Source organism: Pseudomonas protegens CHA0, assembly GCF_000397205.1.
Classification (GTDB): Bacteria; Pseudomonadota; Gammaproteobacteria; order Pseudomonadales; family Pseudomonadaceae; genus Aquipseudomonas; species Aquipseudomonas protegens.
The window spans coordinates 6,632,648-6,645,897 of the sequence record NC_021237.1 but is presented as its reverse complement, the minus strand read 5'-3'; the positions used below and the strand labels follow the sequence as shown (position 1 = coordinate 6,645,897).

Genomic DNA, 13,250 nt, shown 5'->3' with positions numbered 1-13,250 from the left:
ACTTTCCCTCAGGATGCGCGCTGAATATGCGTCTAATGTTCGAGTTAGAGCGGTACAAGAAATTGCGTATGATAATCAATATCAATTGTTATTGTTTATTTGCGCGCCATAATGCCCGCCGCCAACTTAATTTGCAGAGTCTAGGGAGCTAGCTTGTCTAAGCCTGTCGAACCCTTGCGTTTGCTGCTACTGGCTGAAGAGCCGGTGTGGACAGCGTTGTTGCGCGAGTGTGTCGCTCCGTTGGGAGACTCGGTGGTATTGATCAGTGCTCCCAGCTGGGAGTCTGTCAGCCGTTTGTTTGAAGACGACCGCAACGCGGTCCTGTTGACCCTTCCTCATTTGCAGCCCGGCCCCGGGCGTTGCAGCCTGCCCACCGTGTTGCTGCTGGACCAGGAACCGCCCGTAGCCCCTGTAGGCGTCAGCGACTGGTTGGTGAGTTCCTGCCTGAGTACCGATGCCCTGCGCCGTTGCCTGCGCCATGTACGTGAGCGCGGCCTGCTGGAAAACACCCTGCAGCGCCTGGCAGAGCAGGACCCCCTGACCGGCATCGCCAACCGCCAGGGGTTCCAGACCTTGCTGGCCGCGCGCCTGGCGGAAAACGAAGGCCGTGGCCTGGCCCTGGGCCATCTCGACCTGGACAATTTCCGCCACGCCAACGACGCCCTGGGCCACCAGGCCGGCGACCGGCTGATCCTGCAGGTGGTCTCGCGCCTGAAAAGCCAGCTTGAGGCCGGCGATCAACTGGCCCGCCTGGGCAGTGATGAGTTTGCCTTGCTCATCGACACCCGCCGCGCTCCACAGCGGGCCGAGTGGATGGCCGAGCGCATCACCGAAGCCATGGCCGAGCCCTATTGGGTCGATGGCGAAAGCCTGCTGATCGGCTGCAGCCTGGGGATTGCCCATGCCCGGGCCAATGCCGGCGCCGACCCGCTGATGTGGCATGCACACATCGCCATGCAACAGGCCAAGAGCACCCAGGGCTGCACCTTTCATATCTTCAACGAGCGGATCAATCGCAACGCTCGCAGCCTGGCCGACCTGGAAAGCGAACTGCGCCGGGCCCTGCGCCGCGACGAACTGGAGTTGCACTACCAGCCCCGGCTGAACCTGCATGACGGCAAGATCGTGGGCCTCGAAGCCCTAGTGCGCTGGCGCCATGGCGAGCGCGGCCTGCTGCCGCCCAGCGAGTTCGTGCCCCTGGCCGAGCAGAGCGGGCTGATCGTGCCCCTGGGCTACTGGGTGATTTCCCGAGCCCTGCGGGACATGCAGGCCCTGCGCGAACGCGGCCTGCCGCCGTTGCACATGGCGGTGAACCTGTCGTTCCGCCAGTTCCAGGACAGCCAACTGCTCTCGACCCTGAGCCGCCTGATTGCCGAGCGCGGAGTCGAGGCCCAGTGGCTGGAATTCGAATTGACCGAGACCGCAGTGATGCGCCGCAGTGACCTGGTGAAGCAGACCATGGATGCCCTGGGTCGCCTGGGAGTGCGTTTCTCCCTGGACGATTTCGGTACCGGCTTCTCTTCCTTCGTCCACCTCAACAGCCTGCCCATTACCCTGCTCAAGGTGGACAAGAGCTTTGTCGGCGGCATGGAGCAGCGCGAAGAGAACCGCAAGCTGGTCCACGCCATGATCAACCTGGCCCATAACCTGAACCTGAATGTGGTGGCCGAAGGCGTGGAGACGGCGGAACAGCTGGCCTTGCTGCGGGGCTTTGGTTGCGACCAGGCCCAGGGCTATCTGATCAGCAAGCCGCTGCCCCTGGCGGAACTGATGGACTATCTGACCTTCGGCAGCAGCCAGCAGGCGCTGCAGGAAGGGACGGTTTAAACCGACGCCGGTTCGGGCTCAATCCGCCTGGCCGGCCTGGAGAGTCATGGCCGGCACGGGCGGCTCACGCCGGATCATGCGGCGCATTCGCCACTCGAATGCCAGGGTCAGGCTGATGGCCGCACACGCCAGCCCCAGGGCCAGGCCCCACCAGACACCGGTCGGCCCCCAGCCCAGGGTGAAGGCCATCAGCCAGGCTGAAGGTGCGCCAATCAGCCAGTAGCAGCCCAGACCCACCAGGAAGGTAGTCTTGGCATCCTTGAGGCCCCGGATCGCGCCCATGGCGATGGTCTGGGTACCGTCGAACAGCTCGAACCAGGCGGCCACCGCCAGCAGGCTCACGGCCAGCCGGATCACCTCGGCGAAGGCCGGGTCGTTGTGGTCGAGGAACAGCCCGATCAGTTGGTTGGGCAGCAGCCAGAAGATCATGGCGAACCCCAGCATCGCCACCGCGCCAAAGGCGATGCCCACGCGCCCGGCCAATCGTGCATCGAGCAATTGCCCGGCGCCGTAATGCTGGCCGATGCGCATGGTGATGGCGTAGGAAATCCCCGCCGGCACCATGAACGCCACCGAGACGATCTGCAGGGCGATCTGGTGCGCTGCCAGTTGCGTGCTGCCCATGGTGCCCATGCACAGGGCGGCGAAGGCAAACAGCCCGACTTCCACCGCGTAGGTGCCGCCGATGGGCAGGCCCAGGCGCCACAGTTCCCGCAGGTAATGGGTGTTCAGCCGGGACAGGCCCTGGCGCAGCGGGTAGGCGGCGTAGGCCGGGTGGCGCTTGATGTGCCAGGCCAGGGCCACGGCCATGCAGTTGGCGACGATGGCGGTCACCAGGCCAATGCCCACCAGGCCGAGTTTCGGCAGGCCGAACATGCCGGTGATCAGCGCGTAGTTGAGGAGGAAGTTGGCCACGGTGCCGCCCAGGCTGATGACCATCACCGGCGTGGCCCGGCCGATGGCGCTGGTGAAGCCGCGCAGGGCCATGAAACTCAGGTAGCCGGGCAGGGCGAACGGCAGGATCAGCAGGAACTGGCCGGCGGCGTGGACGTTGCTTTCGGTCTGGCCGAACAGCAACAGCAGCGGCTTGAGGTTCCACAGCAGCAGGCCGGCCACCAGGGCCATCAGCCAGGCCAGCCAGAGCCCGGCCTGGGTCAGGCGCGCGGCGCCCTCGATGTCGCCAGCGCCCTGGCGGATCGCTACCAGCGTGCCCACCGCGGCAATCACGCCGATGCAGAAGATTGATACGAAGGAGTAGCTGGCCGCACCCAGGCCGCCGCCGGCCAGGGCCTCGGGGCTCAGGCGGGCCATCATCAGGGTGTCGGTGAGGACCATCAGCATGTGCGCCAGCTGCGAGGCGATCAGCGGCCCCGCCAGCCGCAGGATGGCCCAGAGTTCGGTACGTGCTGGATGCTGCATGGTCATCAGGCTCGATCAGGGGAAAGTCCGGGAGAGCGCTGATTCTCGGCGCTCTTGGCCCATAGCACAAAGGGATAAAAACGATTGCTGGCATGATTAAAACTCATGCGAAGCACTTTCTGGTAGCGTGGCCCTGTCACGTTCTGGAGTGTCTGCATGTCCCGTCGTCTTCCTCCGCTGTATGCCCTGCGCGCCTTCGAGGCAGCGGCCCGGCACAGCTCGTTCACCCGGGCAGCCGAAGAGCTGTCGATCACCCAGAGTGCGGTCAGCCGGCATATCCGGACCCTGGAGGATCACTTCGCTTGCCGGCTGTTCCAGCGCAGCGGGCGCAACTTGCAACTGACCGAGGCGGCGCGCTTGCTGCTGCCGGGGATACGCGAGGGCTTCGGTGCCCTGGAACGGGCCTGCAATACCCTGCGTGCCGAAGATGACATCTTGCGCATGAAGGCGCCCTCGACCCTGACCATGCGCTGGCTGTTGGCGCGACTCAGCCGCTTCCGCCATTTGCAGCCGGGCAATGAGGTGCAGCTCACCAGTGCCTGGATGGACGTGGACTCGGTGGACTTCAACCAGGAGCCCTTCGACTGCGCGGTGCTGCTGAGCAATGGCCACTTCCCCCCGGACTGGGAGGCCAGCTACCTGTTTCCCGAACTGCTGATTCCGGTGGGCGCGCCGAACCTGCTCAATGATCAGCCCTGGGACGTGGCGCGCCTGGCCGCCACCGAGCTGTTGCACCCGACCCCGGACCGCCGCGACTGGCGCAGTTGGCTGGAGCACATGGGCCTGACCGACCAGGTGTCCCTCAAGGGCGGGCAGGTGTTCGACACCCTGGAGCTGGGGATGATTGCCGCTGCGCGGGGTTATGGCGTGTCCATGGGGGACTTGCTGATGGTGGCCGAGGATGTGGCCCAGGGTCGCTTGAGCCTGCCCTGGCCGACAGCGGTGGCCAGTGGCCTGAACTACTATCTGGTGTGGCCCAGGACCCGGCCCGGAGGCGAGCGTTTGCGGCGCCTCAGCGACTTCCTTCAGGGCGAGGTCCAGGCCATGCAACTGCCCGCCGTAGAGCGCCTGGGCTGAAACGTTGCAGTACCCGGCTGGCGGGGCGTGCAAATATCCCTGCAAAGCGCTCAAGTATTGGCTTGTGCCGCCGAATCCATGGGTTATGGAACCAGCGTTCAGGAAGGTCCTAACTGATTAAAAATCTTAGAATTATGACTGCCGAGGGTGCTGACCGATCAGGATGATCCGCCTTCTCGGCAAGGAGCCATCATGTCCCAACCCCGTGCCCGCATAGCCTCTCAGCTAGGGCTCGCCCTTGCCTTGATACTCGCCCTGGTGATCAGCGGCAGCACCCTGTTCGCCTTGCGTTCGCTGGACTCGGCGAACCTCGACACCCGAGAGGAACACCTGGCCAGTGAAGCCCGCCTGCTGGCCGATCAGCTCAACACGTTCCACGGCAGCCTGCGCGAGAGCACCCAGCGCCTCAGCGGCCTGTTCGAAAACCGCTTCAGCAGCGGCCTGAGCCTGCATCCGGAACAACCGGTGAGCGTGGCCGGGGTGCAGACCCCGGGATTGCACCTGGGGGATGTGGTGCTGAACAACAACTTCGCCGAAGTCGACCAGTTCAAGCAGATGACCGCCGGTGTGGCGACCTTGTTCGTGCGCAGTGGCGATGACTTCGTGCGGGTCAGTACCTCCCTGAGCAAGCAGGATGGCAGCCGCGCCATCGGCACCTTGCTCGACCATGCCCACCCGGCCTATCAGAAACTCATGGCGGGCCAGGGTTATGTGGGCCGGGCCTTGCTCTTCGAACGCTTCTACATGACCCAGTACACCCCGGTGCTGGACCGCAGCGGCAAGGTCATCGCGGTGCTGTTTGTCGGCTTCGATTACACCGATGCGCAAAATGCCCAGTTCGCCAACCTCAAGCGCTTCCGCATCGGCCAGAGCGGCTCCCTGGCCCTGCTCGACGAGCAGAACAAGTGGCTGGTGCCACCGGCCGGCGTGCAGGCGCCGGAGCAGGCGGCGCAGGTCATGGCGCAAGCGGCCAAGGAGCCGGGTAAGGGGCGTTTCTGGAGTGATCAGGGCGAAGACTTCTACAGCCTGGCAGTGCCGTTCGAGGGGGGCCCCTGGTCGGTGGTGGCGAGCATGCCCAAGGCAGAGATCCGCGCGGTGACCTGGAGCGTTGGTATTCGGCTGGTGATCGGCAGCCTGCTGGCCATGCTGCTGGCGGTGGGCGCTACGGTCTGGCTGCTGCGCAGCAAGCTGGCACCGCTGAGCGACCTGGTGCGCCAGGCCCAGGCCCTGGGCGGCGGTGACCTGAGCGCACGGCTGAACGTTGCCAGCCATGACGAAATCGGCCAGTTGGCCCGCAGCTTCAACCAGATGGGCGAAGCCCTGTCGACCATGGTCGAGCACATCCGCCGCTCTGCCGCCGAGGTCAATGGCCGGGCCCAGGTGCTGTCCGGCTTGTCCAGCGGTGCATATGAAGGCATGGAGCAGCAGTCCGGCGAGATCACCAGCATGGCCGGGGCGGTGGAGGAGTTCAGCGCCACCTCGCTGAACATCGCCGACAACATGGGCAGTACCCAGCGCCTGGCCCAGGAAAACGCCCAGCAGACCCATATTGGCCGCACCTCCATGCAAGAGGCCTCGTCTTCCCTGGAACAGATCGCCGGAGCCCTCAACAGCACGGCCACGGTGATCAACACCCTGGGCCAGCGCTCCCAGGAGATCGGCGGAATTGTCGGAGTGATCACCGCGATTGCCGACCAGACCAACCTGCTGGCCCTGAATGCCGCTATCGAGGCCGCCCGGGCCGGTGAGCAGGGCCGCGGTTTTGCCGTGGTGGCGGATGAGGTACGCAACCTGGCCTCGCGTACCCGTGAAGCCACGGATGAAATTTCCCAGATGATCACCAGCATCCAGCAGGAAACCGGCCACGCCATCCAGACCATGGAGCAGGGCAACCGCCTGATGCAGGAAGGCCTGTCGCGCAACGCCGACGTGGCCTCGGCCCTGGCCCTGATCGACGAGCAGAGCCGCAGCGCCGGCGAGCAGTTTGCCGCCATCACTACCGCGACCCAGGAGCAGAGCAGCACCGCCACGGTACTCAGCAGCAATCTGCAGAGCATTGCCCAGGCCAACAGCGAGCAGCGTGAAGTGGTGTCCAACCTGGCGGTCACTGCCCGTGAGCTGGAAACCCTGGCCGCGGACCTGCGCCAGGAAGTCGATCGCTTCCGCTGACGGCTGCCGCCTCGCCCCTCAATCCGGGTTGGGGGGCGAAAGTTGCAATGAGGCCTGATTCGACTAAAACAGATGAGCAGTGGTTTGCCCCAAGGACCTCCCTTTCAGCAGGAGCTGGCATGACTCATCTTTCCCGTTTCGTCCCCCGCGCCCTGGCGCTGTCGGCACTCCTGCTCAGCCCGGCGGCGTTCAGCCAGGAAAGCCCGGCGTTCATCGCCCCGGCTACCTGGAATACCCCGTTCAACGGCATCGCCCAGGTGGCCTGTCACAACTGCTACGAGAAGCAGTACGCAAGCACCTTTAGCAGCGTGCTCGACAGTGTGCGCACCCTGGAACTGGACTTCTGGGACCAGCGCGATGCGGTGACCGGCGGCTCGCCCCGGCACTGGTTCGTGCGGCACAACCCCGGCACCCTGTTCCAGTCCGGCAACGACAACAATTGCACGGGCGATGGCACCGGCAAGAACGATCTCGAAGCCTGCCTCAACGACGTGAAGAACTGGAGCGACAACCACCCCGGGCACTTTCCCATTACGGTGATCCTCGACAAGAAGCAGGGCTGGTCGAAGGAAAGCTCGGGGCGCACGCCCAAGGATTTCGATGAGCTGGTGACCCGGGTCTTCCAGGGCAAGCTCTATACCCCCCAGGACCTGGCCACGCACATCGGCAGCAGCGCGGGCGCCTTGCAGGGCAACCTCAAGGGCAAGTCCTGGCCCACCGCCAGCCAGCTTCAGGGCAAGGTCCTGCTGGTGCTCAACCACTCGGAAAACCAGAAGCTCTCGCAGTACGCCGAGGCCCGGACTTCCAGCGCCAAGGTGTTCATCTCGCCGGTGACCAATGGCCAGAACGATGTCAGTGGCAAGGTCAGTGGCATGTCCGGCCAGTCGTCCGGCTACGTGGCCATGAACAACATGTCCAAGGGCGACAAGAAGTGGGCGGCCCAGGCCTTTGCCTACAGCCATGTGGGCCGGGTCTGGGGCGATGACGGGGTGTCGTTCGCCCAGCACATCAGCGAGAAGGTCAACCTCTCGGCCTACTACAAGTTCGCCGAGCAGAACGCCGGCGGCTATCGCATCCGGCCGTTCTGAGCTTCACCGGGGTTCGGTCGGTTCACCGAGCCCCGGGTCCACGCGCTTGCCGATGTCCCGCAGGCGCGCCAGCTGATCGACCATGGTCGGTGCTTCATCGACGCTGCTGACAAAGGTCCACAGGTAGGTCATCACCGCATACACATGGCCGGCCTTGATCTCGGGCGACAGCGCCAACTGGCTGATGGCAATGACGAACAGCACCGCTGCCACAGCGCCAAGGAACAGATAGGCCGCGGCTTCCCGATCCGAGAGCCCGATGCGCAGCCGCGACAGCAGGCGATAGTGACGCTGCAGCGAGACCGCGCCGACCCTGGCCACCAGGCCGATTTCCTTTTCCAGCCGGTTATTCAGGCGTTCGTGCAGTTGCTGGTTGCGCCGGGCAAAACGTGGCAGCAGGGTCATGCACAGCAACAGCGCCGTGAGGCAGGCGAGGCCGATCCAGGGTTCGATCACCAGCAGCATCACTGCCGCCCCGACGATCGACACCAGGGCCGTGGCGATGGTCGGCACGTGCTTTTCGAAGAAGTCGACGAACTCCCGGGCCAGCACCACCCGCGCCGCGGCGGTGGAGGTGTCCTGCTGTTGCAGGCGCTGGTTGAGAATCACCGGCACCGCCAGGTCCGCGTAGATGCGGGTGAAGGTACGGGTGTCCACCGCACGCCGCGCCGCGCCCACTACCCAGAAGCCCAGCACCACCAGGGCATAGATCAGCGCATGGGCAGCGTCGCCCCGCAGGATCGAATCCACGGCGAAGCCGGCGAACAGCGGGTAGGCCAGCAGCAGGGCGTTCTCCAGGGCCACCAGGGACAAGGTGACGAACAGCTTGCCCGGATAGGCCCGGGCAATGGCCTTGAGGGTCTGGCTGGCGGTCTGCTGGCCGATTTTCTGGGTTGGATTCACGACGATGAGTGGGGTGACGGCGGACATAAGTGCACCACAAGAGTGATAACGGTTAATATTGAGCGACTGCTCAATTATCTTTGAGCGAACGCTCAAAATGCAAGCGCCGTCCATCCTGGCGCCAAGAGGCCTGATTGCACATGTCGCGTAACGACCGTAAAGACCAGATCATCCAGGCGGCCCTGGAATTATTCCGCAGCAAGGGTTTCGCCGAGGTTTCCACCCGTGACCTGGCCGAGCATGCGGGGCTGTCTCGCAGCCACGTCTATCACTACTTCAGTGACTGGAAGGGGCTGCGCCGCGAAGCCTTCGTGCGGTTTGCCGATGACCAGCTGGAGGCGGTGGGCCAGCCCCTGCGCGGTGCCGCGCCCATGGACGCCTTGCTGGGGTTTCTCCGTGACTGCCTGCCCGATTCCGCCGAAGCCGGCTGGGCGCTGTGGCTCGATGCCTGGGACGAAGCCATGCATGACGCCGAGCTGGCGCAGGCCTACCTGAGGATCAACGGCCAGTGGCGGGACATGCTGGCGGCGATCATTGCCGATGGGGTCCGCACGGGGGTGTTCCGCTGCGCCAGCCCCGAGCGCGCGGCAAGGCAACTGTTCGCCCAGACCATGGGTTACGCCGATGACCTGTTGCTACGGGCCTCCCCCGAAGCTGCCCAGGCGGCGTTGCAGGAAGTCATGGAAGTGGCTGGCCTGCTGCTGGGATTCGAGGGCTGACAGGAAACGGCCAGTGGAGTGGAGTTTGTCCGGCTAATTGGGGTTTTTTGCCTTGCTGAAACGATTCTTCAAGGCTATAAAAACCGTACAACTCCAAAAAAGGCACTCCTGCATGACTCCGCTGAAACTGCTGGTCACCCTTGGCGCGCTGGCCGCCACCTCCCACGCCATGGCCTGGGACTATGTATTGCTCGATACCGACAAGGCTCTCCGCAACCTGCACCTGACCAGTGAACAGTTGGGGGTCAAGACCGAGCGGCCGTTTTCCGTGACCCTGCGCACCCTGCATGGCGGACGCCAGGAGGGGGTGAGCATCGTCGACATCGACAACGGCGTGATGCAGCTCTCGGTGGTGCCGACCCGGGGCATGAATGTGCTGCAGGCCTCGATGGGCGATGTGCGCCTGGGCTGGGATTCGCCGGTCAAGGAGGTGGTCAACCCGGCCTTCATCGAGCTTAACGGCCGCGGCGGCCTGGGCTGGCTGGAGGGCTTCAACGAACTGGTGGCCCGCTGTGGCTATGAGTGGGTCGGGCACCCGGGCCTGGATAATGGCGAGCTGCTGACCCTGCACGGCCGCGCGGCCAACATCCCGGCGAGCAAGGTCACGCTGCATATCGACGAGCAACCGCCGTATGCCATTCACCTGCGGGGCGAGCTCAAGGAGCAGGCGTTCAAGAAAGTGGATTTCAGCGTCGCCACCGAACTGGTGACCGAACCCGGCAGCACCCGGTTTGCGCTCAACGACACCCTGACCAACAACGGCGACTACCCCAAGGAATACCAGGCGCTCTACCACAGTAACTTCAGTACGCCGTTCCTGGAGCAGGGGGCGAAGTTCGCCGCGCCGGTGAAGCAGGTTTCGCCGTTCAATGACAAGGCCCGGGCCGACCTGGCGGACTGGCAGACCTATCGCGGCCCGACCCGCGACTACGACGAAACCGTGTACAACCTCGTGCCCTACGCCGACGCTCAGGGCGAGACCCTGGCGGTGTTGCATAACAAGGCCGGGAGCCTGGGTGTTTCCCTGGGCTTCAACACTCGACAACTGCCGGTGTTTTCCCTGTGGAAAAACACCGACACCCAGGGCCAGGGTTATGTGACGGGTTTGGAACCGGGCACCAGCTTTTCCTACAACCGCCGTTACCAGCGCCCGTTGCATCTAGTGCCGAGCATTGGCGCCAAGGAGCAGCGGCAATTCCAGATTCGCTACAGCCTGTTGGCCGATAAAGCCGCGGTGGATAAAGCCCTGAGCCGTGTCAGCCAGATCCAGGATGGGCGTCAGACCGAAGTGCGGCCAACACCCTTGGTAGACCTGTCCCGGGAATGAACCTTCAATCGGCGCTGGGCCGGTAATGCAGGGCTTCGGCCAGGTGCTCGCGGCTGATTCGCGCGGCCTGTTCCAGGTCCGCCAGGGTACGCGCCACCTTGAGCAAACGGTGAGCGGCCCGCAACGACAGGCCCAGGCGTTCGCAGGCCGCTTCCAGCCAGCGCTCGTCGGTTGTGGATAATTTGCAGTGGCGACGCAGGCCGGGCAGGTCGAGAAAGGCGTTGGCGCAGCCCTGGCGCTCGCGTTGCAGCTCGCGGGCCCCGGCGACCCTGGTGGCGGCTGCGGCGCTGTCATTGCCCGGTTGCGGCTCGGGGTTGAGGGCGGTGGCTTCGCGGGCCACGGTCAGGTGCAGGTCGATGCGATCCAGCAGCGGCCCGGATAACTTGTTGCGATAGCGCTGGATCTGCTCCGGTGTGCAACGGCAGCGTCCGCTGGGCTCGCCAAGATATCCACAGGGGCAGGGGTTCATCGCTGCCACCAATTGGAAGCGTGCCGGGAACTGCACCCGGTCCCGGGCTCGGGCAATGACGATCTGCCCGGACTCCATGGGCTCGCGCAGCACTTCCAGGACCTTGCGGTCGAACTCCGGCAGTTCATCGAGAAACAGCACGCCGTGATGGGCCAGGGTGATTTCCCCAGGCTGGGGTTTCGAGCCGCCTCCGACCAGTGCCGCACCCGAAGCCGAATGGTGGGGCTGGCGAAACGGCCGCTGTGGCCAGTAGCGCAGGGGCTTGTGGCTGGCCACCGACTGGATCGCCGCGACTTCCAGGGCTTCATCTTCCTGCAGCGGTGGCAGCAGGCCGGGCAAGCGGCTGGCCAACAGGGTCTTGCCGGTGCCTGGCGGGCCGCTGAACAACAGGTTGTGGGCGCCCGCCGCGGCGATCAGCAGGGCGCGCTTGGCGGCGAGCTGGCCTTGCACTTCGCTGAGATCGGGGTAGGGGAAGTGGCTCTGCACCAGGCCGTCGCTGACATAGGGCGCAATCGGCGCGTGGCCGTTGAAATGGGCAACGGCCTCCAGCAGATGATCCACCGCGATCACCTTTAGGCCGCTGGCCAGGCAGGCTTCTTCGGCATTGGCCCGGGGCACCAGCAGGGTATGCCCGGCGTCGCGTGCCGCCAGTGCGGCGGGCAGTACGCCGCGTACCGGGCGCACCGCGCCGGAGAGTGCCAGCTCCCCCAGGCATTCGATGTTGTCCAGGGCCAGGGCCGGCACCTGCACGCTGGCGGCAAGGATGCCCAGGGCGATGGCCAGATCGAAGCGCCCGCCGTCCTTGGGCAGGTCCGCCGGCGCCAGGTTGAGGGTGATGCGCCGGGCCGGAAAGTTGAACCCGGCATTGAGGATTGCACTGCGCACCCGGTCCTTGCTTTCCTTGACCGCGGCTTCCGGCAGGCCCACCAGGGTCAGGCTCGGCAAGCCGTTGGCCAGGTGCACTTCAACACTGACAGCCGGAGCCTGGACGCCGACCTGGGCACGGCTGTGGATGATTGCCAGGGACATGGGGAGAGCTTCCTTGCGACAGCGGGAACCGCGTCCTGCGGTGCTGCAAGGATAGATGAGGGGGCTGGCCAGAGGAGCGCCCGAATGGGCACAGGATATGTCGTCGGTGCACGAGCCTTCGCCGGCAAGCCAGTTCCTACAGGACAGGTCTGTAGGAGCCGGCCTGCCGGCGAACCCGGATTCAGATCACTGCGCTACCGGGTTCAGCCGGGCTTCCAGCTCCGCCACCTTGGCTTCGAGGCTTTCCAGGCGCGCGCGAGTGCGGGCCAGGACCACCATCTGGCTGTCGAATTCTTCCCGGCTGACCAGGTCCAGCTTGCTGAAGCCGCTTTGTAGCAGGGCCTTGAGCTGGCTTTCGATTTCATTGCGGGGCAGGGGTGTTTCACCGCTGAGCAACCGCGAGGCGTGGCCGCTCAGGGCGTCGAGAAGGTCTTTGGGCGCGAGCATGGGAGAGTCCTGAATTGCAGTCGGCCCGCAGTGTATCACGCAGCAACGACGCTCCAGGTGGCCCCGGGTTGCACGTTTTTCGCGCATCTGGCCGGGCGCCAGCGCACCGTTTTTGTGCGTATCCCGGGTGCCGTTTTCCCGCATTCCCTGCCGGCTCGGGGCAAGGGACTGAAATCACTGATTTTTCCCGAGCTGGCAAGCTTTCTGCTTAGACCCTGGTGACCCATGCACTGATGCAGTCGCTGTGACGAATGCAGTGCGGCAGGCGGAGCGGGGAGTGTTTCGTCAGACAGCGGTTAGCTGGCGTCGGTCGGGCTGAGGAAGGCCGACGGTGCGTTACAAAGCCAGGCACTGCGCTTAGACTTGAGTCGGGTTTGTTTTCCTGGGGCAAGTCCACCAATTCGGGAGAGAGTTTCATGAAGCTAGTCACTGCCATCATCAAGCCGTTCAAGTTGGACGACGTGCGCGAGTCGCTGTCCGAGATCGGCGTGCAGGGCATTACCGTCACTGAAGTCAAAGGCTTCGGCCGGCAGAAGGGTCACACCGAGCTGTATCGCGGTGCGGAGTACGTGGTGGATTTCCTGCCCAAGGTGAAGATCGATGTCGCCATTGACGACAAGGATCTTGACCGGGTTATCGAGGCGATAACCAAGGCCGCCAACACCGGCAAGATCGGTGACGGCAAGATCTTCGTGGTCAATCTGGAACAGGCTATTCGCATCCGTACCGGCGAAACCGATACCGACGCAATCTAAGCCGCCAAACCCAACGCCCCA

At 64.6% G+C, this 13,250-nt stretch carries 11 protein-coding genes and 1 pseudogene; 8 read left to right on the top strand and 4 right to left on the bottom strand.

Going from position 1 to position 13,250, the window contains the following annotated elements; genetic code table 11:
* Positions 1-153 precede the first annotated feature (153 nt).
* Positions 154-1,827 (top strand): putative bifunctional diguanylate cyclase/phosphodiesterase, encoded by a 1,674-nt coding sequence (locus PFLCHA0_RS29865; protein ID WP_011064201.1) that lies wholly within the window; start codon positions 154-156, stop codon positions 1,825-1,827.
* Positions 1,828-1,845: 18 nt separating this feature from the next.
* Here PFLCHA0_RS29865 and PFLCHA0_RS29860 read toward each other — a convergent pair whose 3' ends face one another.
* Entirely contained in the window at positions 1,846-3,252 is a 1,407-nt protein-coding gene (locus PFLCHA0_RS29860; RefSeq protein WP_011064200.1) for a NorM family multidrug efflux MATE transporter, read from the bottom strand.
* A 150-nt stretch (positions 3,253-3,402) separates the two neighbouring features.
* Between PFLCHA0_RS29860 and PFLCHA0_RS29855 the strand changes: the two genes are divergently transcribed.
* From PFLCHA0_RS29855 to PFLCHA0_RS29845, 4 genes and pseudogenes are all read left to right on the top strand, one after another.
* Positions 3,403-4,323, top strand: a complete 921-nt coding sequence (locus PFLCHA0_RS29855; protein ID WP_011064199.1) for a LysR substrate-binding domain-containing protein — start codon at positions 3,403-3,405, stop codon at positions 4,321-4,323.
* Positions 4,324-4,515: 192 nt separating this feature from the next.
* Positions 4,516-5,637: pseudogene (locus PFLCHA0_RS32500) on the top strand (Cache 3/Cache 2 fusion domain-containing protein); the annotation flags it as partial.
* On the top strand, positions 5,632-6,492 hold the full coding sequence (locus PFLCHA0_RS32495) for a methyl-accepting chemotaxis protein (RefSeq protein ID WP_370059457.1): 861 nt from the start codon (positions 5,632-5,634) through the stop codon (positions 6,490-6,492). The pseudogene PFLCHA0_RS32500 and the gene PFLCHA0_RS32495, both read left to right, overlap by 6 nt.
* 119 nt (positions 6,493-6,611) lie before the next feature.
* On the top strand, positions 6,612-7,580 hold the full coding sequence (locus PFLCHA0_RS29845; RefSeq protein WP_015637460.1) for a Ca2+-dependent phosphoinositide-specific phospholipase C: 969 nt from the start codon (positions 6,612-6,614) through the stop codon (positions 7,578-7,580).
* 3 nt (positions 7,581-7,583) lie between these two features.
* On the opposite strand, the gene PFLCHA0_RS29840 is transcribed toward PFLCHA0_RS29845, so the two are convergent.
* The gene (locus PFLCHA0_RS29840; protein ID WP_015637459.1) at positions 7,584-8,510 is read right to left on the bottom strand and encodes an ABC transporter six-transmembrane domain-containing protein; all 927 of its coding nucleotides are present in this window, start codon (positions 8,508-8,510) and stop codon (positions 7,584-7,586) included.
* A gap of 113 nt (positions 8,511-8,623) precedes the next feature.
* On the opposite strand from PFLCHA0_RS29840, the gene PFLCHA0_RS29835 reads away from it, so the two are divergent.
* Together PFLCHA0_RS29835 and PFLCHA0_RS29830 are read left to right on the top strand one after the other, a co-directional pair.
* Positions 8,624-9,202 (top strand): TetR/AcrR family transcriptional regulator, encoded by a 579-nt coding sequence (locus PFLCHA0_RS29835; RefSeq protein WP_015637458.1) that lies wholly within the window; start codon positions 8,624-8,626, stop codon positions 9,200-9,202.
* Between the two features lie 112 nt (positions 9,203-9,314).
* Positions 9,315-10,529 (top strand): aldose 1-epimerase family protein, encoded by a 1,215-nt coding sequence (locus PFLCHA0_RS29830; protein WP_015637457.1) that lies wholly within the window; start codon positions 9,315-9,317, stop codon positions 10,527-10,529.
* Between the two features lie 4 nt (positions 10,530-10,533).
* Here the strand turns inward: PFLCHA0_RS29830 and PFLCHA0_RS29825 are convergent, their stop codons facing one another.
* Together PFLCHA0_RS29825 and PFLCHA0_RS29820 are read right to left on the bottom strand one after the other, a co-directional pair.
* Positions 10,534-12,027 carry a YifB family Mg chelatase-like AAA ATPase gene (locus PFLCHA0_RS29825; RefSeq protein ID WP_011064193.1) on the bottom strand — a complete coding sequence of 498 codons (1,494 nt, stop codon included), beginning with the start codon at positions 12,025-12,027 and terminating at the stop codon, positions 10,534-10,536.
* Between the two features lie 186 nt (positions 12,028-12,213).
* Positions 12,214-12,474, bottom strand: a complete 261-nt coding sequence (locus tag PFLCHA0_RS29820; protein ID WP_015637456.1) for an accessory factor UbiK family protein — start codon at positions 12,472-12,474, stop codon at positions 12,214-12,216.
* Between the two features lie 416 nt (positions 12,475-12,890).
* Here PFLCHA0_RS29820 and glnK point away from each other — a divergent pair, with 416 nt between their 5' ends.
* Positions 12,891-13,229: a P-II family nitrogen regulator gene (gene glnK / locus PFLCHA0_RS29815; protein WP_002555808.1), complete on the top strand. Its 339-nt coding sequence runs from the start codon at positions 12,891-12,893 to the stop codon at positions 13,227-13,229.
* Positions 13,230-13,250: the final 21 nt, after the last annotated feature.